Source organism: Streptosporangium sp. G11, from assembly GCF_051192615.1.
Classification (GTDB): domain Bacteria; phylum Actinomycetota; class Actinomycetes; order Streptosporangiales; family Streptosporangiaceae; genus Streptosporangium.
Map to the genome: position 1 here is coordinate 1 of NZ_JBPJUQ010000383.1, position 512 is coordinate 512.

Annotated in this window: 1 pseudogene; it reads right to left on the reverse strand. The window is 62.5% G+C overall.

From position 1 onward, the window contains the following. Positions 1 to 512 (reverse strand): annotated as a pseudogene (locus tag ACSDR0_RS51140) (hypothetical protein); the annotation flags it as partial.

Here is a 512-nt window from a genome sequence, read left to right on the forward strand (position 1 = left end):
ACCGAGCTTGCCGGTGTCCTTGATGAAGCCGTCGATGACGATGAAGACGGCCTTGTAGTACTTCTTGGAGGTGCCGGGCTTGTACCACTGCTGCACGTAGTAGTGCGTGATGGTGTAGTTGCCGTTGGCGTCCTTGACCTTGGTGCCCGGGCCGCGGTACCGGTTGTACTCGGACTCGGTGACGTGCTCGACCTCGGGCTCGCCCAGCTTGTTGCCGTTGCCGGGGCCGACCTTGGCACCGTCGTAGTGCCACTTGGAGACCTCGATACGCGCCAGCTGGGCGTCGGGGTGATTCGGGCCCACCTCGTCGGCGCGGGTGCGCTCACCCTCGGACCAGACCGGACCCAGGTTGAGAACAGCCTTCTTGTACTCTTCCCGGCTGATCTCGACCTTCTTGACTTCCTTGGCACCCTCGAACTTGTCGTACTCGGCCTTGGAAACTTCCTTGGCGGTGCCGCCGCCGATCTGGACACCGTTGTAGACGGTCACGAACGCGTAGTCGCGGTCGTAGT